19 protein-coding genes and 1 tRNA gene are annotated in these 24,540 nt (G+C 58.2%); 13 read left to right on the forward strand and 7 right to left on the reverse strand.

The genetic code is table 11. From position 1 onward, the window contains the following. The first annotated feature begins 72 nt into the window (after window positions 1-72). From FTW19_RS14625 to FTW19_RS14640, 4 genes are all read left to right on the forward strand, one after another. Window positions 73-1,734, forward strand: coding sequence for a M20/M25/M40 family metallo-hydrolase (locus tag FTW19_RS14625; protein WP_147648320.1), 1,662 nt, complete (start codon window positions 73-75; stop codon window positions 1,732-1,734). Window positions 1,735-1,854: 120 nt separating this feature from the next. Next, entirely contained in the window at window positions 1,855-3,447 is a 1,593-nt protein-coding gene (locus tag FTW19_RS14630) for a carboxylesterase/lipase family protein (protein ID WP_147648321.1), read from the forward strand. Window positions 3,448-3,512: 65 nt separating this feature from the next. Beyond that, window positions 3,513-3,589, forward strand: a tRNA-Val gene (locus tag FTW19_RS14635). 97 nt (window positions 3,590-3,686) lie between these two features. Beyond that, complete coding sequence (locus FTW19_RS14640) at window positions 3,687-4,844, forward strand: ROK family protein (protein ID WP_147648322.1); 1,158 nt, start codon at window positions 3,687-3,689, stop codon at window positions 4,842-4,844. A 5-nt stretch (window positions 4,845-4,849) separates the two neighbouring features. Here the strand turns inward: FTW19_RS14640 and FTW19_RS14645 are convergent, their stop codons facing one another. From FTW19_RS14645 to truA, 5 genes are all read right to left on the reverse strand, one after another. Next, complete coding sequence (locus tag FTW19_RS14645; protein ID WP_246153312.1) at window positions 4,850-5,434, reverse strand: hypothetical protein; 585 nt, start codon at window positions 5,432-5,434, stop codon at window positions 4,850-4,852. A gap of 78 nt (window positions 5,435-5,512) precedes the next feature. Beyond that, window positions 5,513-5,929, reverse strand: coding sequence for a peptidoglycan-binding domain-containing protein (locus tag FTW19_RS14650; protein ID WP_246153313.1), 417 nt, complete (start codon window positions 5,927-5,929; stop codon window positions 5,513-5,515). Window positions 5,930-6,093: 164 nt separating this feature from the next. Further along, on the reverse strand, window positions 6,094-7,689 hold the full coding sequence (locus FTW19_RS14655; protein WP_246153314.1) for a trypsin-like peptidase domain-containing protein: 1,596 nt from the start codon (window positions 7,687-7,689) through the stop codon (window positions 6,094-6,096). Window positions 7,690-7,865: 176 nt separating this feature from the next. Further along, window positions 7,866-9,062 carry a M20/M25/M40 family metallo-hydrolase gene (locus FTW19_RS14660; RefSeq protein ID WP_147648324.1) on the reverse strand — a complete coding sequence of 399 codons (1,197 nt, stop codon included), beginning with the start codon at window positions 9,060-9,062 and terminating at the stop codon, window positions 7,866-7,868. Continuing rightward, entirely contained in the window at window positions 9,062-9,856 is a 795-nt protein-coding gene (gene truA, locus FTW19_RS14665) for a tRNA pseudouridine(38-40) synthase TruA (RefSeq protein ID WP_147648325.1), read from the reverse strand. The genes FTW19_RS14660 and truA overlap by 1 nt, the downstream gene beginning before the upstream one ends. Before the next feature lie 321 nt (window positions 9,857-10,177). Between truA and FTW19_RS14670 the strand changes: the two genes are divergently transcribed. After that, window positions 10,178-12,241, forward strand: coding sequence for a TolC family protein (locus tag FTW19_RS14670; RefSeq protein ID WP_246153315.1), 2,064 nt, complete (start codon window positions 10,178-10,180; stop codon window positions 12,239-12,241). 282 nt (window positions 12,242-12,523) lie between these two features. After that, window positions 12,524-14,653: a thioredoxin domain-containing protein gene (locus tag FTW19_RS14675; protein ID WP_147648326.1), complete on the forward strand. Its 2,130-nt coding sequence runs from the start codon at window positions 12,524-12,526 to the stop codon at window positions 14,651-14,653. On the opposite strand, the gene FTW19_RS14680 is transcribed toward FTW19_RS14675, so the two are convergent. Continuing rightward, window positions 14,633-15,571 (reverse strand): mechanosensitive ion channel family protein, encoded by a 939-nt coding sequence (locus FTW19_RS14680; protein ID WP_246153316.1) that lies wholly within the window; start codon window positions 15,569-15,571, stop codon window positions 14,633-14,635. The two genes, FTW19_RS14675 and FTW19_RS14680, sit on opposite strands and share 21 nt — an antisense overlap. Window positions 15,572-15,611: 40 nt before the next feature. Here FTW19_RS14680 and FTW19_RS14685 point away from each other — a divergent pair, with 40 nt between their 5' ends. The 4 genes from FTW19_RS14685 (at window position 15,612) to FTW19_RS14700 (ending at window position 21,872) form a co-directional block, all read left to right on the forward strand. Next, window positions 15,612-15,983 (forward strand): hypothetical protein, encoded by a 372-nt coding sequence (locus FTW19_RS14685; protein ID WP_147648327.1) that lies wholly within the window; start codon window positions 15,612-15,614, stop codon window positions 15,981-15,983. Window positions 15,984-16,167: 184 nt separating this feature from the next. After that, window positions 16,168-18,339, forward strand: coding sequence for an alpha-ketoacid dehydrogenase subunit alpha/beta (locus tag FTW19_RS14690; RefSeq protein WP_147648328.1), 2,172 nt, complete (start codon window positions 16,168-16,170; stop codon window positions 18,337-18,339). Window positions 18,340-18,423: 84 nt separating this feature from the next. Next, window positions 18,424-20,559 (forward strand): DUF1800 domain-containing protein, encoded by a 2,136-nt coding sequence (locus FTW19_RS14695; protein ID WP_147648329.1) that lies wholly within the window; start codon window positions 18,424-18,426, stop codon window positions 20,557-20,559. A 71-nt stretch (window positions 20,560-20,630) separates the two neighbouring features. Continuing rightward, window positions 20,631-21,872, forward strand: coding sequence for a DUF1501 domain-containing protein (locus FTW19_RS14700; protein ID WP_147648330.1), 1,242 nt, complete (start codon window positions 20,631-20,633; stop codon window positions 21,870-21,872). Between the two features lie 241 nt (window positions 21,873-22,113). On the opposite strand, the gene FTW19_RS14705 is transcribed toward FTW19_RS14700, so the two are convergent. After that, a complete protein-coding gene (locus FTW19_RS14705) occupies window positions 22,114-22,530 on the reverse strand; it encodes a DoxX family protein (RefSeq protein WP_147648331.1) in 417 nt (138 codons plus the stop codon). Window positions 22,531-22,621: 91 nt separating this feature from the next. Here FTW19_RS14705 and FTW19_RS14710 point away from each other — a divergent pair, with 91 nt between their 5' ends. The 3 genes from FTW19_RS14710 to FTW19_RS14720 all read left to right on the forward strand — a co-directional run bounded on the left by FTW19_RS14710 (window position 22,622) and on the right by FTW19_RS14720 (window position 24,527). Continuing rightward, entirely contained in the window at window positions 22,622-22,936 is a 315-nt protein-coding gene (locus FTW19_RS14710; RefSeq protein WP_147648332.1) for a Rieske (2Fe-2S) protein, read from the forward strand. A 143-nt stretch (window positions 22,937-23,079) separates the two neighbouring features. Then, window positions 23,080-24,216 carry a glutamine-hydrolyzing carbamoyl-phosphate synthase small subunit gene (gene carA, locus FTW19_RS14715; RefSeq protein ID WP_147648333.1) on the forward strand — a complete coding sequence of 379 codons (1,137 nt, stop codon included), beginning with the start codon at window positions 23,080-23,082 and terminating at the stop codon, window positions 24,214-24,216. After that, window positions 24,213-24,527, forward strand: a complete 315-nt coding sequence (locus FTW19_RS14720; protein ID WP_147648334.1) for a hypothetical protein — start codon at window positions 24,213-24,215, stop codon at window positions 24,525-24,527. The genes carA and FTW19_RS14720 overlap by 4 nt, the downstream gene beginning before the upstream one ends. Window positions 24,528-24,540: the final 13 nt, after the last annotated feature.

Consider the following 24,540-nt stretch of genomic DNA (forward strand, 5'->3'; position numbering starts at 1 on the left):
GTGTGAAACGGCCTTAGAGTCTACCCAACCGGCACTCAACCTGGCCGACCTGCTTACCGAGGACAATCGAATATGTTTCTGAAGCGCACGCCGTTGTGTCTTTTGGCATCCCTTGTTGTCTTTACGGGATGCAGCAAGAAGAACTCCAGTACTCCAACTTCTGCGAGTAAGCCGAAGCTCGGTATCCGGGCTCAGGCTGATGAGACAGTTCGTCCCGATCTAAGCAAGACGCCGTCGGAACTGAAGAAGGTTTACGACTATATCGATGCCAACATCGATGATCACGTGCTCGACTTCCAGCACTGGATTCAGCAACCCTCGATCTCAAACTCGGGCGAAGGTATTCCTGAATCGGCCGAGATGGTCAAAGGTATGTTCGACAAACTGGGATGCCAGAGCACCCGCGTCTACGATGTCGGCATCACGGAATACGGATCACCGGGTAATCCGGTGGTCTACGCAAAATGCGATGAAGGCGCCCCCAAAACGCTGGTCATCTACTGGATGTACGACACGATGCCGGTGACGCAGCCGGACCTGTGGGTGGCTCCTCCGTTTGAAGGCCGCCTGGTCGACGGAAAGACTGCCGGTATCGATCCATCGTTCAAGAAGGTCTTGATCGGCCGCGGCGCGGTGAACTCCAAAGGGCCGCAGCTGGCGCAGCTTGAAGCCTTCATGTCGATGAAGAAGGTACTGGGCAAGCTCCCCGTCAACCTGATCTTCGTCGCGGAAGGCGATGAAGAGCGCATGGATATTGGCCTGCGTAAGTTCATGAAAGACCATCCGGATCTCTTCAAGGGCTCTGACGCGATGCTGCGCTTCGCCGGCCAGAGTGCGGGTGGAGGAGCCAACATCTCCGGGGGCTCAGAGGGGTGCGTCTATGTGGAACTGACGACCAGCGGAAAGAGCTGGGGCCGCGGACCGACTGTGTCTGACATCCACGGATCATACAAGCGCTCCGTCGACTCTCCGGCGTGGCGCCACATCAAGATGCTCGGGTCCTTGATCTCCGACGACGGCAACACGCCGAAGATCGACGGGTTCTTCGAGAACATGCAACCGCTCACCAACCAGGAGACCGATTTGCTAAAGGGCTCCGCCGGAAAGATGAATGTGAAGTCCGCCGCTGACAACCTCGGCGTGGCGAGGTTTATCTCCGACGATCCCTTCACGATTCAGAAGATGTCGCGCTACGGCACCAGCTTCAATCTCGATGGCATCTGGGGCGGCAATATGTATGCTGGCGGCGCCGGCGCGATCTTGCCGAACAAGATCACCTCGAAGCACAACTTCCGCTACATCCCGAACATGAAGGGAACCGATATCGTGAAGAAGCTTCGCGCGCAACTCGACAAGAACGGCTACAAAGATGTCGAGGTCAAGCTGATCGGTGATGTGCCCTGGGCGAAGATGAGCTACGACTCCGATATTGCCAAAGCCATTATGCAGACCTTCGATGAGTTCGGCATCAACTATCAGAAGCCCCTGGAGCAGGAGACCATCCTTGGCGGTTACTGGCCTGCCTACTTGTTTTCCAATCAGGAGGTCGGCGATCGCGTTGTCGATGTGAAGATGCCGATCGCGGCTGGTGGCGCTGGCATGGGAGGCCGCGCCCATGCCGCCAACGAGTACTACATCATCGAAGGCTCCGGAAAGGTCTATGGCCTTGCCGGTGCAGAGAAGTCGGTTGCCGCAACAATCTGGCACTTTGCCAATACGCCGAAAGGGAAGTGACGATGATCCCACGTTCAAAGATGATGTCTTTGAGCGTGGGATCATTCAATGGTTTGAGCCACGCATGGCTCAGGTGCCTTTGTGTGTATCGGTGTGCTACCGTAGCTCCCGAGGTTCCTCATGGGATTTGCACGCTCTCTGTTTTCGCTCACCGCAACCTTTATCCTTGGAGCATCAGCCTTCGCAGCAATCGGACCGCAGGTCAAAACGGCCAGTGGCGTTGTTGAAGGAGAACCAACAACAGACGGCAAGGTCATGTCCTACAAAGGCATTCCTTTTGCGGCTCCTCCGGTAGGGAAACTGCGTTGGGCGCCGCCTGCGCCTGTTGAGCCATGGACCGGTGTACGCTCCGCGCACGACTTCGGATATCACTGCGTGCAATCCGCCAGTTATGCAGACATGGCTTTTCACGATCCGGGTGCGTCGGAAGATTGCCTGACCCTCAATGTATGGACTCCCGCTGCCTCTGAGACCAGCAAGCTGCCGGTCATGGTGTGGATCTATGGTGGGGGCTTCTCGGGCGGCAGTACATCGGAACGCCGGCAGGACGGCCAGTATCTTGCCCATCGCAACGTCGTTGTTGTCTCCATGAACTACCGGCTCGGCATCTTCGGCTTCTTCGTGCATCCGGAACTGACGGCGGAGTCTCCGAATCATGCTTCAGGGAACTACGGTCTTCTGGACCAGGCATCAGCCATCCAGTGGGTGAAGCAGAATATCGCAGCGTTTGGTGGAGACCCCTCGAACATCACCATCTTTGGTGAATCGGCAGGCTCGATGTCTGTCAGCGCGCAGATGGCCTCACCACTCTCAAAAGATCTTATTCAGAAAGCAATCGGCGAGAGCGGAAGCGTGATGACCACCGGCACCTTCCCGATCGAGAGCCGTGAGCAACGGGAGAAGACGGACTCCGCCTTCGCACTTACGACCTATGGCACGGCGAAGCTTGCGGAACTGCGGCGTATTCCCACAGAAGACATCATTCGCCCCATCATGGCAACGAGGCCCGGACCTTCTTTCCGCCCGGTCGTCGATGGGTACTTCTTCCCGAAGCCTCCGGCGGAGATCTATGCCGCGGGAGAGCAAGCCCATATTCCACTGCTCGCAGGATGGAATGCGGATGAGGCTCGTGGAGGGGTGGTTGGTGGAAACAATCGCTTCAGCGCCGAAGGTTTCGCTGCACAGGCGAATCGTGAGTTCCCAACACAGTCTGCGGAGTTCCTGAAGCTCTACAGCACTGCAACTCCTGAAGACGCAGTGGCGTCTGCCTCCGACTACGCCGGCGACCGCTTCATCGCCTACTCGACTTGGAAATGGCTGGAAGCGCACACGACTACCGGAACGAAACCGGTCTATCGCTATAAGTTTGCTCTACCGAATCCGGGTGACCGTTACCACACGCCTGCGGTAGGCGCGTTTCACTCTGACGATATTGAGTATGTCTTCGGGACACTGGACTCCCGTCTGGAGGTTGTTGTGCGCCCCGAAGATCGCAAGCTCTCAGAGCAGATGCAGGACTACTGGACAAACTTTGCGCGCACCGGCGATCCCAATGGAGCAGGATTGCCAAAGTGGCCCGTATACGGCCCGAGCCAGTGGCAGGTGATGGTTCTGGATAAGAACTCAGCAGCGAAGGCCGATTCGCATCGTGACCGCTATCTGTTCCTCGATAACGTATGGAGTAAAGCGCAGCCTGCGGCCAGACCGCAATGATGGATGAAGGAATGTAAAGACGAGGCAGTCATCCACACAAATTTGCGATAAACTTATGGAGGAATGGGCGGATAGCTCAGTTGGTTAGAGCGCCTGCCTTACAAGCAGGATGTCGGGGGTTCGAGTCCCTCTCTGCCCACCATTCCCCAACAATCGATTGCAGCCAAGACGAAAGTCTTCCGTATTGAGGTGCGCTCCAGCTAAGATGCTGGGAACGTCACGTACGGACGACCCCAAGCTTGCAACGATTCCGCCTTACACGTCACCAGAGCGCTTCGAACAAAACACCGCGACAGATCAATCTGTCGCTGGTCTTCAATCTTGTCCGCACACGCCAACCCGTCTCCAGAGCCGAACTCTCGCGTCTCTCCGGTCTGCAGCGCAGTACGGTCTCGCTGATCGTAGAAGAACTGATCTCGGGTGGGTGGATCATTGAAGGCGAAGTCGGCCGCTTGCCTCGTGGGCGACGTCCAACCTTCCTTCAGGTGAATGACAAACGCGCTGTCCTGGCACTCGATATTCATCCGGCACAGACAACGCTCGGTATCGTCGATCTTGGCGGCCGGGTGATTTCGCAGAGCATTGTCCCACTCCCCGATGACTCCAAGCTGGCGATGAACGCCATCATCAAGGCCGTCAAACGCATGGTAGATACACATCCGGAACGCGCCCTGGACGGCATCGGCATCTGTGTCCCGGGCCGTGCTGACCTTGATCAGCAGAAGCTGATCTTTGCTCCGAACCTCCATTGGCCGGTGCTGGCTGTTAAGCAGCGCATCGAGCGAGCCACGGGGCTGCGCGTTGAGATGGACAATGTCGCTAACGCATGCGCTCTCTCCGAGGTCTGGTTTGGAGAAAGCGATGGGATGCACGATCTTGTCGTTGTGAACGTTGCAGAGGGAATCGGCACAGGCATCTTCGCCAACGGTCGGCTTCTCCGCGGTGAGGCTGGTATGGCCGGCGAGTTCGGTCATGTGCAGATGGAAGAGGGCGGACCGGCATGTGCCTGCGGTAGCCATGGCTGCTGGGAAGTCACCGCTTCTAACCGTGCAGCACTGCGCTATTACGAGCAGCAGGGAGGCGGCAGCCGTCTTGCTGCCTTCGATACCCTGTTGCATCTGGCGCAGATCGGAGAAGAGCACGCCGTTGCCGCCATCCAGACAATGGCCCGCTGCCTCGGCAGGGGGCTGCGCATGATAGCCTCAGGCCTTGCGCCAAGCGAGATCGTGATCGTTGGTGATATCACCACGGTCTGGCAACTGGTCTCACCGGTTATCGAAGAAGAGATGCGGCGGAATGCTTTCCACAGCGGTCCCAGGCTTCGTCCGGCATTCGAGGGAAGTCTGGCGCGTCTGCGTAGCGCCGTGGCTCTCGTAATGAATGACCGTGCGTTGTAGGGTATTTATTTGACGGTCACAGCCCCATCGACATCCACAACCAGCGTTCCCTGCTCAATCAGCATGGAGTGAATCTTCAAGCGCTCCAACGCCAGCATATATCCGGTTGAGGTGCCTGATTTTGTCAGCGCCTGGCGCAACAGATCGGCGGCATTGACCTTCATGTTCTGCGGCAACTTGCGGCTAAGAAAGGGAACCAGAAGAAAGCCCAACTCCTTTGAGGTGCTGAGCTGGTCGATGTGAGTATCGCGGAAGCCGATGGTCTCACCTTCGGCCTCCGGCAGCATGGATACATCGGCATCCGTCGTCAATCCCACACCGATACAAGCGCCGCGCAACCCAGCGCCAACGCGGGACCTTGTGTGGACGGTGACGATGATGCGGTCATCTTTGAAGCTGACGTGGGGTTTTTCAGCATAGACGTAGCAGGCTGAAGCAGCATCGCCGCGCAGATAGTAGCGGCCATCGGGTGTATTGAATAACTGTTGTTTTAGGGTGCGCTCCAATGCATCGGCTGAGATCTTCAGCTCAATGGCATGAGCGCTTACCGCCATTGCCAGCAGGAAGAGAACAACGATCCGTCGCTTCACTCTTCAAGACTATCGTGCCCAAACGCAGATCGGGAGAACCGAAGGCTCTCTCGATCGTAAATCTTCCGGAAACGGGTCTTATCTCGATCCGAGCGTCGACACTGTGTTATCAGAGGCTGTAGCCGGGGTCTCCTGATGTGGTCCGAGGCCCAGCTTGATCAACGCGCGAGAGTCCGGAACCAGCTTGGTCTGCCAGCCATTGTCAGATTGCAGCTTCTGCATTGCGGCTTCCGTTGAAGAATCCCAGTGGCCGCTCGGGTCGCCATTCAGGTAACCCGCCTTGATCAGGGCCTGTTGGATTTCGGCGGCCCGGTTGTCAGCAATGCCACGCTGGCCAGGCTTGAACGTGGTATGCCGTATCGTTCCCGGCTTGCTTGATTTCTTCTGGACATGTGGAGCCGTTGGACCCCGCCGTGAACGCATCATCGCGTGGGATGGGACAACGGTAACGACTGCAAGCGTAACGATAAATAAGACTTGGGAAATACGCATCATTCCAACACCTGCAACGCCTGGTATCAGGCGATTTTCCAATTCTGTCTGACCTTGATTTGCTTTCAAGGTTACTGACAAAGTAAACCCTCGGCAACAGAAAAAGAAGCGGCGCAAAGGGCGGATTTCCCGTTTTGCGCCGCTGTGTTCTGCGAGTGGATTGCAGGCTACGGCAGGGTACCGCCCACGTAATTGTTGCCGCCAGTCGGAGAGTTCGGCGTACGAACCAGGAAGGCCACATCATCGCCCGACTTCAGGCTCTTGATGGCTGCCTGGAAGCTGGCCATATCGGTTACCGGCTTGCGGTTAATCTCAACGATTATCTGTCCACGACCCAGTCCGATCTCGTCTGCAAACGATCCCGGCTTCAGGGCGGAAACGACAACTCCACCTTTGATGCCGAGCTTAGTTGCCAAGTTGTTCGGCAGAGCACTGACGGTCAGGCCCAGCTTATCGGCAGAGACATCAGAAGATTGAGCCTCTTGTGAGTCGTCCTGCCCATTGCCATTGAGATCGGCGAAGATCTTCGAGCGGTCGCCAATAGAAACCGTTGTCGAGGCGGCCTTCCCATCGCGCAGATAGCCCAGCTTGACTGTCGATCCCGGGCGGCGGGCTGCGATGTCGTTCACCAGGTCATCGCCGTCCTTGATCTTCCGGCCGTCGATCGACTCGATCACGTCACCCGGCTGCAGGCCGGCCTTCTCCGCCGGTCCGCCCTTGCTGACAGTGCTGACAATGACGCCAGAACCGTACATGCGGGCGACCGCCGAGGGGATGTTCGACTGGAAGCTGATTCCGATCGATCCACGGGTCACCTTATGTTCCGGTCCGATGAGCATGTTGTAGACATTGACCACGGTGTTCGCCGGCATGGCGAAGCCGACACCCTGGGAACCCATCGACTGCGTGTAGATCGCGGTATTGATGCCGACGACAGCGCCCGTCATATCCACCAGCGGACCACCGGAGTTACCCGGGTTGATGGCCGCATCGGTCTGAATGAAGCGCTGAAACTGATTTTGCGCAAAACCGCTCTGCGAGGGTTCGTTAATCTGACGGCCCTTTGCGGAGATGATACCGGCCGATACCGTCTGCGACAGACCGAACGGGCTGCCGATCGCCAGCACCCAGTCGCCGACCTGTGCGCCTTCGCTGTTTCCGAGCTTGATGGTCGGAAGGGGAGTCGTAGCGTCGATCTTGATGACCGCGATATCGGTGTCCTTATCCGTGCCAATCACCTTGGCCGGACGTCCCGGCTCGCTCTCCGAATCGGTCGATAGCTTGACGAAGATCTTGTCGGCTTTCTCCACCACGTGATTATTGGTGATGATGTAGCCCTTCGAATCGACGATAAAGCCGGAGCCCAGAGCTCTGCGCTCGCCGCCCGCGCCATCATCGTCATCGTCATCACCACCGCCAGGATTTCCGCCGAAGAACCGGTTAAAGAAGTCCTGCATATCCTGCTGATCCTGACTGCCATTACCGGTACCACGACGACGGCGTTGGGCAGCCTGCTTCGGCAGGCTCTCGGTGTTGATATTGACCACCGCGGGTCCAACCATCTTGGCAATCTTCGCAAAGCCATTGCCCACGCTCTGGGGCTCAGGAATACGCAGAGGCGTCGCGTCGGAGGACTCCTGAGCTTCTTTGCCATGAACCTTTGCGGTCAGAACCGAGCCGGCCACAATGCCGACCGACAGCGTTGCAAGCAACGCGAAGGTCGAAGTCAGACGACGGGCCTGAATCCGTTCCCACAGTGACATCTTTTTCTCCATGTAGTGTTGTTTCCCTCAAAAAAGCACGCGCGCGAAAGCCACCACGCAATACGCCAGTATATCGCCGAAAATGGGCATTTTTGGTGCCTCGCGCCATTCACAGGTTTAGACGCTGATTAACCCGAAAGGCGTTTTGTGCAATTCGAACGAGTGGTCTGGCCACGTTACCTGGCTGCATCCAGCAAAATCAACAAAACACGGCGCAACGCCAGCTCTCGCCCAGCGGGATCAAACCACTCACCGTGAGTATGGATTCCCCCGGCGATTCCACCGGCGCCTACCGCAATCGCCTCCCGCCCCAGGGCCAACGGGACGTTCGCGTCGGTCGAACCGATGCGGAGCTCCGTCCGCAGACGCAGGTGGCGGTCGACCGCGTGGATGGTCTCGAGCAGGGCGGCCTCTTTGGAAAGGGCTCCTGCAGGGCGGTCGCCGATGGTCGCCACCTGAAGGCTCAGTCTGCGGTCGCCGGCGTCGTCATTTGCTTCCAGAACAGCATCTTCAAGCGCCCGATGGACCTGGACCTCCAAAGAGATCAGTTGGTCGATATCGACAGAGCGCAGATCAATGAGGCAGCTCGCACGCTCAGGAACGGAGGTGACGGACATTCCGCCCTCAATACGCCCGATATTCCAGGTGGTGCGCGGCTGGCGCGGAAGTTCGATTCGCTCCATTGCAGCGATCGCCTTGCTCAGCACGACAATCGGGTTGGGAGCCCCTGCCTCTGTCCAGGAGTGCCCGCCCGGACCGGTAACGGTGGCCTGAAGTCTGCGGCTGCCGATGGCTCCGACGACCACATTCTCAGTCCCTGCTCCTTCCAGGCAGATGGTGGAGCGGATGCGTCCGGCATACTCAGAACGAAAGAAGAGGTGACGCATGCCGCGCAGATTTCCTTCCGCTTCCTCCCCGACATTGGCTGCAAACAGGATGGTGTGCCCCGGTATAAGCTGTGCTGCCTTCATGGCAGCGGCTACCGCCAGAAGGCCTGTGAGTCCGGCGACGTTGTCCGCAGCGCCCGGAGCATAGACCCGCCCCTCCTCCAGCCGCGGCTCCGGCAGCATTTCATCGGGAAAGATGGTATCCAGGTGAGCCGAAAGCATGGTGATCGGCCCATTCCGGACCTTTCCCGGGAGCTCTCCCAGGACATTTCCTTCGGCATCGATCTGAATCTGCTCCAGGCCAAGTTCGGCAAACCGGTCCCGGACCCACGCGGCCCGCTGCTCTTCCTTATAAGGAGGAGCAGGAATTCGCAGCATCTCCATCTGCCAGGCAAGCAGTCGCTGTTCCTGAAGATGCAGCCACTGAAAGGCGGCGTGGACGCCACGCAGACCTGCCAGTTCTGTAATCCTCTGGTTTGCGCGCATCAATATTGCACCTCAACCAGGAAGAGGCCTCTCGCTGGGGCCGTCGGTCCCGAGATCGATCGGTTGCGGGCTGCCAGAATCTCAGGCATCTGCGATGCTGACATCCGCCCGCACCCCATCTCAACGAAGGTGCCAACCAGGTTCCGGACCATGTGGTGCAGAAAGCCATTTCCGTTGACCCGGTAGATCAGGAGGTCGCCTTCACGCCTCCACTCCGAAGTGGAGATGGTTCGCACCATCGTCGGCGGAGTGGCGCCCTGGCGAACGGAGACATCCGGATCGTTCGCGGCAAACGAACTGAAGTCCATCTCACCAATTACGGTTGTGGCTGCCTGCTGCATCGGACCAATATCCAGCGGCCAGCGGCAGTCCCATACATATCGGGCGAGGAGGGGAGAGCAGATGCGCTCATGGCGTGTCCCGGCATCGCGCCGGACGAAGATGCGGTACTCATAGGTCTTACCGCACGCCGAATGTCGCGCGTGGAAATCTTGCGGCATGACCTCTGCCTGGGTCACTCGCACACTCGTGGGTAGAGCCCGGTTCAAAGCCCGCAGCAGGTTCTGTTGGGGAATGCCCGCTTCCAGATCGAAGGTCGCTACCTGACCCAGGGCGTGCACACCGGCATCGGTTCTACCGGAACCCTGCGGCAGAACCTCTTCTCCTGTGACCTTCCGGATGGCTTCGGAGAGCAGCCCCTGAACGGTCCGCAACCCCGGCTGTACCTGCCAGCCATGAAAGTCGCCGCCGTCGTAACTCAGGGTCAGCTTCCAGGTGTTCCGGGAAAAGGCCATCTTTGCACGGTAACATGCTGACGCATGTGTCACTTGCTATACTCGTCGCTATCCGCCAAAGGCCATGTCCGTCGCTTCCAACGAACTCCACGGAACCTACAGGAACCTGTTTACGTATCAGCCCCTGAACCAGTCGTGGAATGATTTCAATGATTTCGTAACCGGAAGCCACTCTGAAACATCTGTCACTTTGTATCCGTACAACACTTACACCGAGAAAAGGGAATAGCAGTACCACCCTCTCGCCAACCCGGAACTGCGACCCGAAAAACTAAGGCAGACCGGCGACCCTAAACGATCGCATTAGCTGGAGAGCGCAACGTGAATTTGAGACATCTGCAAGCCACAGCGAGCATTGCTTTGCTCCTGATGGGACCCGCAGCACAGTACGCTGCCGCACAGCAGCAGCAGACCGTCCCCGGAGGCGGAACGCCCGCGCAGGCACAGGCCAACGCCACTCTTCCGGCGGTACCGGAGCCGAAGCTTACGGAGCCCTTTAACCTGCGCGATACCGCCCGGGACTATTCCAAGCCCAAGAGCCACCTTTTCAAGCCCTGGGATCCTTATACCCCCATCAACGTCGGGGAGCCTCGTCTCGGCAACACGCCGCGGCTCGAGCAGCTTCTGCGCGATGGCAAAATGTACCTTTCTCTCTCCGATGCCGTCATGCTGGCGCTGGAGAATAACTATGACATCGCCATCTTCCGCCTGAATCTCGATATCGCGGACACGGATATTCTGCGCGCCCGCGCCGGCTCTACGTTGCGCGGCGTCTCTTCCGGTCTGGTATCGAATACGCTCGGCGGAACAACGACAACCATCACAGGGGGCGGCGGTCCTGGCGGTACCAGCACCGCGGCTGGAGCTGCCGGTGCAGGCGCCTCAGGCCTGGTGCTTACCACCAACGGCGCCGGTCCAACGCCGCAGGCGCTGGACCCGGTGCTGACCGGCACGCTGCAGTTTGAGCGCGCACGGACTCCACAGACGACCAACTTCATCACCGGAACGTTCTCGCTGAACCAAGCGACGGATAGCTACAACTTCGGCTACTCGCAAGGCTTCATCACGGGCACTCAGGCGACCATAAGCTTCAACAACTCACGCACCAGCAACAACAGTAGCCGTAGCGTATTCAGTCCACAGCTCCAGTCCACCTTCCAGCTCCGTCTGCAGCAGCACCTGTTGCAGGGCTTCGGACCGGGTGTGAATGGGCGGTTCATCGTGCAGGCGAAGAACAACCGTCGCATTGTGGACTCTGCGTTTCGCCAGCAGCTCATCTCGACCGTAACGCAGATTGAGAGCATCTACTGGGCTCTGGTTTCGGCGTATGAGGATGTGCAGGCAAAGACCCGTGCGCTTGATCAATCGACAAAGCTCGCATCCGATAATCGCAAGCAGCTTGAGATCGGCACCCTGGCTCCTCTCGATGTTGTGAACTCTGACTCTGCTGTTTCGACGGATAAGCAGGCTCTAATCACATCGCAGTCGAACCTTGAGTATCAGCAGTTGCTGATCAAGCAAGCCATCGCCCGCAATACCAATGATCCTCAGGTTGCCGCGGCTCCTGTGATTCCTACCGATCGCGTCAGTCTCGACCGTCTTCCGGAAGAGGATGTGCAGATTGAAGACCTGGTGAAGCAGGCCTACGTCAACAATCCGCAGATCGAACAGGCCATGCTGGCCATGAAAAATAACGAGATCTCGATCAAGGCACTGAAGAACGGTCTACTGCCGACGGTGGATGTCTTCGGGTTCTACGGAGCCGCTGCAATCGGCGGCGCGTGGAACCCGGTCTGCGCCGGTGGTGCGCAGACCGGATGCCAGGGCCTCGCGCAGCGTGGCTACGGCGGTACATTCTCGGATCTGTTCAACTCCACAAACCCAGATAAAGCTGTTGGCCTCTCGGTCAACATTCCGATCCGCAACCGGGTCGCCCAGGCTGACCAGGCGCGTTCCCAGATGGAACTTCGCCAGTCGCAAATGCGTCTGCAGCAGCTCTACACGCAGATTCGTATGCTGGTTACCAACGCGCAGTTCGCACTCACCAATGACCGTGCGGCGGTTGTGGCTGCCCAGGCTGCCCGTGACTTCCAGGCACAGTCGCTGGACTCCGAGGAGAAGAAGTACCGCCTCGGGGCTTCGACCACGGCTAACGTTCTCCAGCAGGAGCGTAACCTCGCTACTGCAGAGAACAGCCTGATCTCGTCGACGGCAGCCTATGCCCGTGACCGTGCCTCTCTCTATCAGTTGCTGGCGAATACGCTGGACCGTTACGGAATCTCGATTACGGATGCTGCGACCGGCACCATGAACCAGGCTCCGGTAATCCCCGGACTGACGGCTCCGAAGGCCCCGGAACCGCCCAAGCCGCTCACTCCGCAGTAGTCCATCAGCAGCGCATAACCAGAAGCCCAGCTTGACGGCTGGGCTTCTTCATTAAATAAGAGAGGGCCGCCCCGGCGCGAGGCGGCCCGCAGAGGGTTCAACATCCAAAGAGCGCTCCACGAATCTCCGTAATCAATCCCCAACAGGATTCGTAAGCGTTCCCAGTTGCATGGAAGCGTACGCCCGATCGTTGCAATGGTTGTCACACTCGTGTCACTTTCACCACGCCGAAAGACTTGCAAAGCGGAACAAGGATTTCGCAAACCAACTATCCTAGAATCGATGTCTCACGAGCCAAACGCCCTCGCCGCTGCCTCCTCCGCTTATCTTCGTTCCGCCATCAACCAGCCGGTTCGGTGGCATGAGTGGAGCCCCGCAGCCTTTGCGCTCGCTGTGGAACAAAACAAGCCGATCCTTCTCGACATCGGCGCGGTATGGTGCCACTGGTGCCATGTAATGGATCGTGAGTCGTATGAGAACGATCAGACTGCCGCGGTCATCAATGAGCACTACATCGCCATCAAGGTCGACCGGGATGAGCGTCCCGATGTGGATGCCCGCTACCAGGCGGCTATCTCTGCGATCAGCGGGCAGGGAGGCTGGCCATTAACCGCCTTCCTTACACCCGATGGCAGGCCCTTCTTTGGCGGCACCTACTTTCCTCCGCAGGATCAGTTCGGCAGGCCTGGATTTCAGCACGTTCTCCTCACCATGGCCTCCGCCTTCCAGCAGAAGCGCGATGAGGTAGACGACTCGGCCGCTTCGGTCATGGCGGCGATTGAGCACAATGAGACCTTCTCCGGGCGGTCCTCTCGCATTACACCGGAGCTGACTGCCAAGCTCACCTCCGCCATTACAGACATGTACGACCAGCGCTACGGCGGCTTTGGGTCCCAGCCAAAGTTTCCGCATTCGACCGCGATCGATCTACTACTGGACAGCGCGCTTCGTCCTGGCGCCGACGAGAAAATCGCCGCATCGGCGCTCGGTACGCTTAGCGCCATGTCAAGAGGCGGGATCTATGACCATCTCGCCGGCGGCTTCCATCGTTATTCGGTCGATGAGCAGTGGATCGTTCCGCACTTCGAGAAAATGCTCTACGATAACGCCGGCCTGCTGGCGAACTACGCCCATGCCTTCCAGAGTTTTGCGGAACCTGATGCTGCCCGTGTTGCGCGCGAGACCATCGTGTGGGTCGATACCTGGCTCTCTGACCGCGAACGTGGTGGTTTCTACGCCTCCCAGGATGCCGATATCAACCTGGATGACGACGGCGACTACTTTACCTGGACGCTGGACGAAGCCCGCTCTGTCCTCACCGCCGAAGAGCTGAAGGTCGCAGCTCCGTTCTACGACATTGGCGATGTGGGCGATATGCACCACAACCCGGCGAAAAACGTGCTCCATGTAAAGCATCTGTTGGGCCAAGTGGCGCAACGGGCGGGAGTGCCGCTGGAGCAGGCAACATCGCTCCTGCGTTCCGCAAAGCAGAAGTTATATGCAGCCCGGTTGCAGCGCCCAACGCCTTATATTGACCGGACAATCTATACCGGCTGGAACGGCATGATGATCTCGGCCTACATTGCGGCCGGCAGGGCGCTGGCGATTCCGGCGGTGACTGCCTTCGCGCTGAAATCACTGGATCGTATTCTGGCAGAGGCTTGGAATCCCGGAGTGGGACTGTCACATGTGGTCGCCTATGCTGACGGCACATCCGCGCCGAAGCCTGTTCCCTCGACCCTGGACGACTACGCCTTTCTGGCGACATCCTGCCTGGATGCATGGGAATGCAGCGGAAACCTGAAGTATTACCTTGGAGCAAAAAGCCTCGCGGAGTATGTCGTCGCGAACTTCTGGGACGTGACGGGGCTTGGGTTCTTTGATACACCACTCACTGACGAACCGGCGCTCGGGGCGCTTTCAGCCCAGCGGAAGCCGTTGCAGGATGCTCCGGCCCCGGCGGCAAACCCAACCGTGGCTTCGTTGCTGGTGCGGCTCGAAGAGCTCTCCGGGAAACAGGAGTACCGGGATATGGCCTTTGATACGTTGGAGACCTTCGGCGGTATTGTGGAGCACTTCGGCCTCTATGCCGCCAGCTATGGCTTGGCTCTTCAGCGCCTGGTCCAGCCGGCTGCGCAGGTAGTAATCCTGGGAGACGATGACGCCGCGAAAATGCTGGAGGCTGCGGCGCTGACCCGTTACTCCGTTTCCAAGAGCGTCATCCGCCTCTCGTACGCGCAGCTTTCCGCGCTCCCGGAGACTCTGGCAGAGACGATTCCCAACCTGCCCGGCATCGAGTCCGGGAAGAGCGTCGCGATTGTCTGTGCGGCTAAAACATGCCATCCGCCTGTTACTGATCCGGAGAGCCTTCTGGAGCTTTTGAACCGATCGCTACTGCCCGCCTCCCGGTAACACTGTCGTCGGCGCCGAGGGAAGCGTGGGGTCCTGCGCGTTGATGATGACGGTGCTGGAAGGAATACCGAGCCGGATCTGGTTCTTCTCGAAGCCAAGTAGAATTCGCCGCCGCAACTCGCGCAGCACGCCATCCTTCTGGTTGGCCCGCACCTTGGTATTTACCAGGTACATGACCTCATTGCCGTTAATCTTGTCCACTCCCAGGACCTTCGGATCTTCAATCGTCACCTGGGCGAAGGCGGTGTCTTTGCGGACTTCCATTGCCAGTTGGCCCAGCAATTCCACGACTCTGTCGGGATTTTCGCTGGCATCGACGCTTACGTGCAGCGAAGCGACGGAGTAGTCGCGCGACAGGTTCTGGACCGTCGTGATCTGTGAGTTGGGAATGATGTTTTGGGTTCCGTCGCCGTCACGCAGGATGGTGCAGCGCAAGCTCATATCTTCGACTGTTCCGGTAAGCCCAGCCATCTTAACTGAATCGCCGACATTGAACTGGTCTTCCATCAGGATGAAGATTCCGTTCAGCATGTCTTTGAAGATCGACTGCGCGCCGAAAGAGATGCCGAGTCCGACGACTCCGACAGACGCCAGCAGCGGCTTCAGGTCGATATCGAAGATCGGCAAAATCTGCAGCAGCACGTAGAAGCCTATGGCGGTGTACGCCGTAGTCCTCAGTACGGAGGACATGGTGCGCAACTGCGAGGCGCGTTGCGAGTTGCCCACCTGCCGGTCAGCCATGCGCCGCATACGTCTAACAAAGAAGAGGGTGATGCGCTGCAGGATGAAGCCGAAGATCAAAATGAACGCGACCTTCGGCAGATCGTGATGGACGAAATCACTTGCCTGCTCATGCCAGTTGCGTCCTATCTGCAGGGTACGAACTTCTTGCGGGGCGAAGATCGAAAGGTGCATCATAAGCTTCTATTTCATCACGGCGGTTTCGAAGGGGGTTCCCATGAAAGTCACGCGTATTCTGCTTCTCAGTCTGCTTATGACGGCCGCAGTGGCCCAGCAGGGCGGCAATACCGGTGGCTCGCGCGGAGCCCGGCCTGGGCCACCGACGACGATACCGGATGTCACGATGGGAGCGCCGGATGACCGCCCAGGCACCTTCGACGCGACCATGGAGAATCAGCGGGCCAAGATGCGTAACGAAGACCGGCAGAAACGGCTGGTGGAAGACACGCAGAAGCTGCTGACGCTGGCCAATCAGTTGAAGGAAGAGGTAGACAAGTCCAGCAAAGACACCATGTCGATCACCGTCATCAAGAAGGCTGAGGAGATCGAGAAGCTGGCTAAGTCGGTCAAGGAGCGGATGAAGGGGTAACAGCGCTCCCAAGTTGGCGACTAGGACACCGCGAGCAGGCAAGCAAAGAGATACATGATCGTAAACAGGAGTCCGCGGCGCATCAAAGTCCTTCGAAAACGGCGTATCGACCCTCAGGGGGAGTCATCGGCAATCGTAGGATTTGCAATAGGGGCAAAGGGTTACAATCGAGAAGCAGAATACGATGCCTCGCAACGCCGCAGCAGCTACGACCCCGAAGCAGGCCGCCGATTACGGTGGCCTGAGCGCCGAGCAACTCGTCGAGTTCTACCGGTATATGTATCTGTCGCGGCGCATTGACGACCGCGAAATTCTGCTGAAACGACAACAGAAAATCTTCTTCCAGATCTCCTGCGCCGGCCATGAGGCCCTGCAGGTCGCGGCCGGTTTTGCCCTGAAGCCCGGCTACGATTGGTTTGTGCCGTACTACCGCGACCGTGCCATCAGCCTGGTGCTGGGGCAGACCGCGGAGGATCAGCTCCTGCAGGCGGTCGGCGCTGCAACCGATCCCCAAAGTGGGGGACGGCAGATGCCCTCCCACTGGACCAGCAAAAAGCTCCATATCGTCAGCCCATCGTCCGCAACCGCGACCCAGTGCCTGCACGCGGTCGGCATAGCAGAGGCGGGGCGATACTTCAGCAATCATCCGGAAGCGGCAGCAAAGGTTGACGGAGACTACCGTCAGTTTAAGGATGTCGTTTTTTATAACGACGAGGTTGCTTATACCTCGATCGGCGAAGGTTCCACCTCGCAGGGCGAGTTCTGGGAGGCGCTGAATACAGCTTCGAATAACAAGCTTCCGGTGTTGTTTCTGGTGGAAGACAACGGCTACGCCATCTCCACGCCGGTCGAATGCAATACGCCGGGCGGAAATATCTCGCATCTGGTAGCGAACTTCCCGAACTTCTTCTTTGCAGAGATCGATGGCACCGACGCTGTTGCCAGCTATCGTGCTTTGGCTGAGGCTGTGGCCTGGTGCCGCAGCGGCAAAGGGCCGGCGCTGGTGCATGGCCATGTGATTCGGCCATATTCCCACTCACTCTCGGACGACGAACGTCTCTACCGTACCGCGGCGGAGCTCGAGGCCGACGCTCTTCGCGATCCCATCTCGAAGATGCAGGCATTCCTGATCCAGGAGGGGATTCTGGACCAGGAGGGTGTTGCTGCGCTGGAGAAGGTCGTCGACGAAGAGGTGCAGCGTGCGGCGGACGCCGCTCTGGCTGCTCCGCTGCCGTCGGGAGATTCGATCCTGGTCCACCAGTACTCCGAAGACCTGGATCCCAGATCTCCGGCCTTTGCCACGGAGCCACGGCAGACCGACGCTTCCGAACGAACCATGGCCGACCTGATCAATCTCTGCCTGCACGACGAGATGCGGCACGACGAACGCATTGTCGTCTTCGGCGAGGATGTGGCCGATGCCAGTCGCGAAGACGGGCTGCGGAGCGGAGAACTCAAGGGGAAGGGCGGAGTCTTCAAGCTGACTTACGGCCTGCAAAAGGCGTTTGGTGGCGACCGCTGCTTCAACTCTCCGCTCGCCGAGGCCAATATTGTCGGTCGAGGGATTGGAATGGCGGTCCGGGGCCTGAAGCCCGTGGTTGAGATCCAGTTCTTCGACTACATCTGGCCGGCGGTTCACCAGATGCGCAACGAGCTGAGCGTGATGCGCTGGCGCTCGAACGGCGCCTACTCTGCGCCGATGGTCATCCGCTGCCCGATCGGGGGATATCTGACTGGTGGTTCGATCTATCATTCCCAGTCGGGTGAGAGCATCTTTACCCATACTCCCGGGGTTCGCGTGGTGATGCCGTCCAACGCCCTCGACGCCAACGGCCTGTTGCGCACTGCCATCCGCTGCGATGACCCCGTGCTCTTTTTGGAGCATAAGCGGCTCTATCGCGAGGCCTATGGCCGCGCTTCCAATCCGGGGCCGGATTACATGGTTCCGTTCGGCAAGGCGAAGATCGTGAAGCCGGGCAAGCATCTTACCGTCGTCACCTACGGCGCTGTTGTGCCGCGTTCGCTCCAGGCCGTACAGAAGCTGGAGCGGGAGAAGGGAATCAGCGTTGAGGTAATCGACCTGCGCTCCCTGTCGCCCTACGACTGGGAGGCCATCGCCGAATCGGTCCGGAAGACCAACCGCGTCCTGGTCGCTCACGAGGACATGATCAGTTGGGGCTACGGCGCAGAGATCGCAGCCCGCATCGCTGACGAGCTCTTCCACGATCTGGATGCGCCTGTCCGCCGTGTGGCTGGAATGGATACCTTTGTCGCCTATCAGCCGGTGCTGGAAGACATCATCCTGCCCCAGCCGGAGAAGATTTACGCCGCGATGAAAGATCTGGTTGAGTTTTAGGCGAGCCTTAGTTATTTCGGTAAAAAGTCGTTTCAAACGGCAACTTGTGGGATAGATTGGGTTTCTTCCCCCACAGGTGCTGCCATGTTTCGCTCCGACTCTGCCTTCCGTACACTCTGTTCCGCCGCACTATGTGGCGTGTTGCTCTGCCAGCCTTTGCTGGCGGAGAGATCGGTTTCCAATAAAGCGAAAACTGCGGGCACTATCGCCGCGCAGGACCGCGCACGTTATGCCCTGAGCCGGTTTACCTTCGGCCCTCGTCCAGGCGAGATCGAAGCCGTGGAAAAAACCGGCCTGGATCGGTGGTTTGACCAGCAACTCCATCCGGAAAAACTGGATGACACAGCAATGCTGATTCGGCTGGACCAATATCCAGCCATGAAGCTGTCTACAGCGGAATTGATGCGGCGCTTTCCGAGTCCGCAGATGATTCGCGTCATGGATCGGACCGGCGCATCTCTCCCCAGCGATCCCATCGAACGGGCGATCTACCGCAGCCAGATCGAGCAGTACAGACTACGGACGGCAGCGCAAGAGAAGGGACAGAGTCCTGATGCGATGCAGCCGCAGAACGAGATGGCTGCAGGCGAAGACAATCCCAGCAAACGGGAAGCACGGCTGCAGGCTGCAGGCATTGCTCCTGGGCAGCCGCAGCGCCTGGTGAAGGAGCTTGTAGCTCTTTCGCCGCAGGAGCGCTTCCAGAAGATTCTCGCGATGAACACGAGTGATCTGATGGCGCTCCGCATCGCCGGCCCGCAGCGTCTTTCTTCACTGGTGGAGGGCATGACGCCAGAGCAGAAGGAGACACTGGCGGCACTTGGCGGAACGCCGCGGCTTGTCGGGGCAGAGCTGATGGAGCAACGGCTCATCCGTGAGATCTACTCGACCCATCAGGTCGAAGAGGTCATGACGAACTTCTGGATGAATCACTTCAATGTGTACGTCCGCAAGAACGCGCAGGAGCCGTACTACCTTCCGAGCTATGAGCGCGATGTGATTCGTCCACGCGCATTGGGGAACTTCGAGGACTTGCTGGTAGCCGTAGCTAGAAGTCCTGCCATGCTGGTCTATCTCGACAACTTCCAGAGCACTGGCCCCAACTCTGTCGCGGCTAGCCAGGGAGGCTTTCAGCGGACAGCGGCGCAACAAAACGCTCCGCGTGGGCTGAATGAAAACTACGCGCGAGAGCTGATGGAACTGCACACGCTGGGAGTGAATGGCGGATATACGCAGAAAGACGTCACCGAAGTAGCAAAGGTTTTTACTGGATGGACGCTCGATCCGGGCTTCCGGTCGAAACAGCTCCGCAGTGGTGTCTTCGGCCGGGGACGTGGGCAGCAGGCAGCGCAACAGGTCGGTATGAGCATCGCATCCGCCAATAGTTTTGCTTTTCTTGAACGCCGGCACGAGCCTGGCTCGAAGACCGTGATGGGTGTCACCATCAAGGAGAATGGAGAGAAAGAGGGGCTCGAGGTGCTGCACATGCTGGCAAACAGCCCGGCAACCGCACACTTCATCAGTCAGAAACTCGCGGAGCGCTTTGTCAGCGACCATCCGGATCCAGGATTGGTCGAGAAGATGGCAGCCAGCTTCACTCGCTCCCATGGAGAGATCAAGTCTGTACTGAAGACGATGTTCGATGCGCCTGAATTCTGGGCGAAATCGAACGAAGGCGCCAAATTCAAAACTCCGGAAGAGTTCCTGGTGAGCGCCGTTCGTGCAACCGGCGCCGAGGTAAGTAATCCGCTGCCTTTGGTTCAGGCCATGAACTCGCTTGGTATGCCGCTCTACGGAGCGCAGCCGCCAACGGGTTACAAGTGGGACCAGGAGACATGGTTGAACACCGCAGCCCTGGTCAACCGTATGAACTTTGGCATCCGGCTTGGGCACAGCCTGCCGGGGGTGGCTGTCGGCGATCCATCGGGAGAGCAGCAATCAGAAGAGGCGAAGGAACAGGCGCTGGAGAAGGCCCTCCTGGGGAGGGCGGCCGGTGAGGGGACGCGTAAGACAGTCCTTGCTCAGTTCCGCAATCCTGAGCTGCAGGCCCAGGCTGAAAAGAGTCTTGCCGCTACTGAGGAAGAGGCGCAGAACAACGGAATGGCGCCGGCGGGCGTGCCTTCGCGCCGCTCCCGTGCTGGAGCTACAGTCTCCATTCTGGATGACCAAACTGCGAATATGATTGGTCTCCTGATTGGATCGCCTGAGTTCCAGAGGAGATAGGAAGAATCTTCTGCCCGGCGAGAGAAATACTCCGGATACGGGTCAAAAACTAACGTAGAGAGGTTCTGGCGATGCGGATAACAAGGCGTGGATTCGTGAAGGGTGGCGCATTGGCGCTGGTCGGTACGTCGACGATCCCAAGTTTTTTGACGCGTTCTGTGATGGCAGAGGTTACAACCGCGTCGGCGAACAAGAAGAAGCTCGTCGTGCTCTTCCAGCGTGGCGCAGCGGATGGTTTGAATATCGTTGTGCCATATCGCGAGAAGAACTACTACACGATGCGTCCGTCGCTTGCTATCAAGCCGGAACAGATTCTGGATCTGGATGGCTTCTTCGGCCTGCATCCATCGATGGCGTCCTTCAAGCCGCTTTATGAGCAGGGACATCTCGCAATCGTGCATGCAACGGGATCGCCCGATATGACACGGTCTCACTTTGATGCTCAGGACTTCATGGAGAGCGGTACGCCAGGCCTGAAGGCCACGGCCGATGGTTGGCTGAATCGGGCATTGCAGGAGGAGAAGCTGCGTGAGGAATCTCCTTTCCGTGCTGTTGCTTTAGGCGGTCAGGTTCCGCGTACGCTGCAGGGCAAGCTGCCTGCAATCGCCATCAGTAATCTGCAGGACTTCTCCGTCGGTGGACGCGGTCCCAATCCATCTCCTATGTCGAATGCGTTTCAACAGATGTACGCCGACAGTGTCGACGCTGTACTGCATGGCACGGGGCAGGAGACCTTCGAAGCTGTTCGCATGTTGAAGTCGGCAGATCCGGCGCACTACACGCCTGCAAATGGAGCAGCATACCCAAATACACCCTTCGGTAACAGCATGAAGCAGATTGCACAGTTACTGAAGGCAAATCTCGGCGTCGAAGCAGCATTCGCGGATATCGGTGATTGGGACACGCATCAGAATCAGGGGAATGTGAATGGACGCCTTGCGAATCGTCTCAAAGAGTTTTCTGATTCGATTGCTGCCTTCTGGAAGGACATGGGCGACGATACCGAGAACATCACGCTGGTTACGATGTCTGAATTCGGGCGCACGGCGCGCCAGAATGGCACAGGCGGCACGGATCATGGTCACGGCAATGTAATGTTCGTTCTCGGCGGAAACGTAAAGGGCGGTAAGGTCTATGGCAGATGGCCCGGTCTTGAAAACGAGCAGTTGAATGAGGGCCGTGATCTGGCGGTGACCACGGACTTCCGTCGCGTTCTGGGTGAGGCAGCGTACAAAACGCTGGGAGCGAAAGATCTGAAGCTCGTTTTCCCAAATGCGAACGTGCAATCGCAACAGTTCTTAAACTTTTTGTGAGTCTTAGTCGTTAACTGGGATATCACATGTGTGTGAGACAACTTTTTCGGATCACAAGCGTCTGATGAAGTGTTGTCAATCAACACAGTCTGGGTTACCGACTACGACCTAGGCTTCCATAATCCGCACCATCACTCCCTCCCATTTGGGGCTCCCAGAGTATCGGGGGCCCTCACTTCTTAAGGACACAGTGATATGTCATGGAGAAGAGCGCTTCTGCTCACAGAACGTCTGAGTCTAATTAGTCCAGACCGATGCGATGATCCGTTGCCATAACGCCGGGACCATACGTAGCCAGCATCAGAGCAATCACAAGGCAGGAGAGAGCGTACTGCGAGCCTGCAAAGCCTTTGTGGATCGTCACCAGGCCAATCGCGAAGCCCATGTTGATTGCAGCGAGAATCGCCCAGAAACGAGTGAGAAGTCCAAGGATCAGGCACAGCCCGCCGACGAACTCCGTGATAGCTGAGACATAGCCAAGCCAATACGGCATGCCGAGCGAATGCACAAAGGCTGCGTGATGGTTCATGGCAGAGAGCGCAGGTGCTCCATGCGATGGAATCACCTTGCCCCATCCCCAATACATCAGGCCAATGCCCAGCGTGAGACGGAGCAGAAGAGCGGCGGTCGGTTGCAGGCCATCGAGCCATTTACTCATGTGGTTAGTTAACCTCTCTTTGCGTACACCTGTCAGTGTGAAAACAACAGAAGGGAACCCGGTTCGTTAGCATGGAGTGGAGAGGTTGTTTATGTCGCAGTGGGTCAGATTGTGTTCGATCAGGGAAGCGCCGGAGGAAGGCAAAGCGATGCAGGTGACGACAGCCAATGGCGTCGATGTCTGCTTGGCGAGGTTGGACGGCGAACTGCGCGCTCTGGACAACTGGTGCCCGCACCGGCGTGGCCCTCTGGGGGAAGGCTGGGTCGAAGGTGGAGCGATCGTGTGCCCGTGGCATGCCTGGGCCTTCGACCTGAAGACAGGCGTAGCTCATCCGCCCGAGCGGGCAAGCGTGGAAGCTCTCGCTCTAAAGACGGAAGGTGACGATCTGCTTGTTGATCTTGCGTGAATGCAACGCAGCTAGAACGTCGTTTCACCAGGAATAGCGGTTTTCCTCTGGAAAATGCAGGGTCCCGAGCATCTTCGGGCTCCATGCTTTTTAGGCGGGGGAAAAGCTGATAAAATCGATTGAATCCACTCCTTGGAGAGGCGATGCAAGCCATCCTGGCGCTCGAAGACGGGCGCATCTTTCGCGGCAAGGGCTTCGGCGCGAAGGCCGAATGCTACGGAGAGGTCGTTTTCAATACATCGCTGACCGGATATCAGGAGATCTTTACCGATCCCTCGTATGCCGGGCAGATCGTTGTCTTGACGAACCCGCAAATCGGGAACTACGGCACCACGCCCAGCGACGCAGAAGCGTCGCGTCCTTACATTGAGGGCCTGGTTGTTCGTGAGTTTTCTCCTATCAGTTCCAACTGGCGTTCCACGCAGGTCACCGATGAATACCTGGAACGCTATAACGTACCTGTCATCTCCGATATCGATACGCGCGCCGTGGTTCGCCATCTGCGCACCAACGGTGTCATGCGCGGCGTTGTCTCGACGCTGGAGACGGATCCGGACAAGCTCATTGCCAAAGCACGTGCCATCAAAAAGATGGATGGTACGGATCTGGCTTCAGTAGTCACGACCAAGTCTGTCTACGAGTTTGATGCCGACGATCCACGCAACCAGGCCGGCGATCCATTGCTGCCGCAGGCGCGCGATGCCAAAGGCGAGCTCCTGCACGTGGTGGCGTATGACTTCGGCATCAAGCAGAACATCCTGCGTATGCTCACGCGCGAAGGCTGTCGTGTGACGGTGGTTCCGGCGACTACACCTGCGGAAGAGGTGCTGGCGATGAATCCAGACGGTGTCTTCTTCTCGAATGGCCCCGGAGACCCGGAGCCGCTGAACTACGCCATCGAGAATGCGCAGAAGCTCAAGGGCAAGACGCCGATGTTCGGTATCTGCCTTGGGCACCAGATCTTCGGTCTGGCGCTGGGCGGCAAGACCTACAAGCTGAAGTTCGGTCATCATGGCGGCAATCATCCGATCATGAACAAAGAGACCAGCAAGGTCGAGATCACCGCGCAGAATCACAACTTCAATGTCGACCCGGCAAGTCTGCCCGCCGACGTTGCCGTAACTCACGTGAATCTGAACGACGATACGCTTGCCGGCCTGAAGCACAAGACCGATCCGATGTTCAGCGTGCAGTATCACCCGGAAGCAAGCCCCGGGCCGCACGACTCGCATTATCTCTTCCAGGACTTCCGCAAGATGATGGAGGAGTGGAAGAAGTGATTCGGAGCCTGACAAAGACGGCGGTGGTGTTCTTTCTAGCCTCCGCCGTTTTTGCAGGCGGAAAGTCGAGATCACTTTTCTGCGTTCCGGTCTCACCGGCAGCGCGGGGCTCCTGGGTCGCCAAAGCTGAACTGGCGCTGGATACGGGCCTCAAAACAGTTCACTACTACAGAGCTCGTGCAATCACCGGGGAGCAGGTGCTCGAGCTAACGAATAACCCCGAAGAAAAAGGCCGCTGCGAGAACGAACTGGATGCGGCCACACGTTGGTTGACAGCGCAGGCAGTGCCCTGCGCTGTCAAGCTGAGTTAGGAAGAGAGACGCA

It is taken from the genome of Terriglobus albidus, from assembly GCF_008000815.1.
GTDB classification, from domain to species: domain Bacteria; phylum Acidobacteriota; class Terriglobia; order Terriglobales; family Acidobacteriaceae; genus Terriglobus; species Terriglobus albidus_A.

Coding starts and splice junctions, on each gene's coding strand:
- carA (WP_147648333.1), top strand. CDS start 23,080: ATGCAAGCCATCCTGGCGCTCGAAGACGGGCGCATCTTTCGCGGCAAG.
- FTW19_RS14680 (WP_246153316.1), bottom strand. CDS start 15,571: ATGATGCACCTTTCGATCTTCGCCCCGCAAGAAGTTCGTACCCTGCAG.
- FTW19_RS14700 (WP_147648330.1), top strand. CDS start 20,631: ATGCGGATAACAAGGCGTGGATTCGTGAAGGGTGGCGCATTGGCGCTG.
- FTW19_RS14655 (WP_246153314.1), bottom strand. CDS start 7,689: ATGTCACTGTGGGAACGGATTCAGGCCCGTCGTCTGACTTCGACCTTC.
- FTW19_RS14675 (WP_147648326.1), top strand. CDS start 12,524: ATGTCTCACGAGCCAAACGCCCTCGCCGCTGCCTCCTCCGCTTATCTT.
- FTW19_RS14650 (WP_246153313.1), bottom strand. CDS start 5,929: ATGATGCGTATTTCCCAAGTCTTATTTATCGTTACGCTTGCAGTCGTT.
- FTW19_RS14630 (WP_147648321.1), top strand. CDS start 1,855: ATGGGATTTGCACGCTCTCTGTTTTCGCTCACCGCAACCTTTATCCTT.
- FTW19_RS14625 (WP_147648320.1), top strand. CDS start 73: ATGTTTCTGAAGCGCACGCCGTTGTGTCTTTTGGCATCCCTTGTTGTC.
- FTW19_RS14660 (WP_147648324.1), bottom strand. CDS start 9,062: ATGCGCGCAAACCAGAGGATTACAGAACTGGCAGGTCTGCGTGGCGTC.
- FTW19_RS14710 (WP_147648332.1), top strand. CDS start 22,622: ATGTCGCAGTGGGTCAGATTGTGTTCGATCAGGGAAGCGCCGGAGGAA.
- truA (WP_147648325.1), bottom strand. CDS start 9,856: ATGGCCTTTTCCCGGAACACCTGGAAGCTGACCCTGAGTTACGACGGC.
- FTW19_RS14690 (WP_147648328.1), top strand. CDS start 16,168: ATGCCTCGCAACGCCGCAGCAGCTACGACCCCGAAGCAGGCCGCCGAT.
- FTW19_RS14685 (WP_147648327.1), top strand. CDS start 15,612: ATGAAAGTCACGCGTATTCTGCTTCTCAGTCTGCTTATGACGGCCGCA.
- FTW19_RS14705 (WP_147648331.1), bottom strand. CDS start 22,530: ATGAGTAAATGGCTCGATGGCCTGCAACCGACCGCCGCTCTTCTGCTC.
- FTW19_RS14695 (WP_147648329.1), top strand. CDS start 18,424: ATGTTTCGCTCCGACTCTGCCTTCCGTACACTCTGTTCCGCCGCACTA.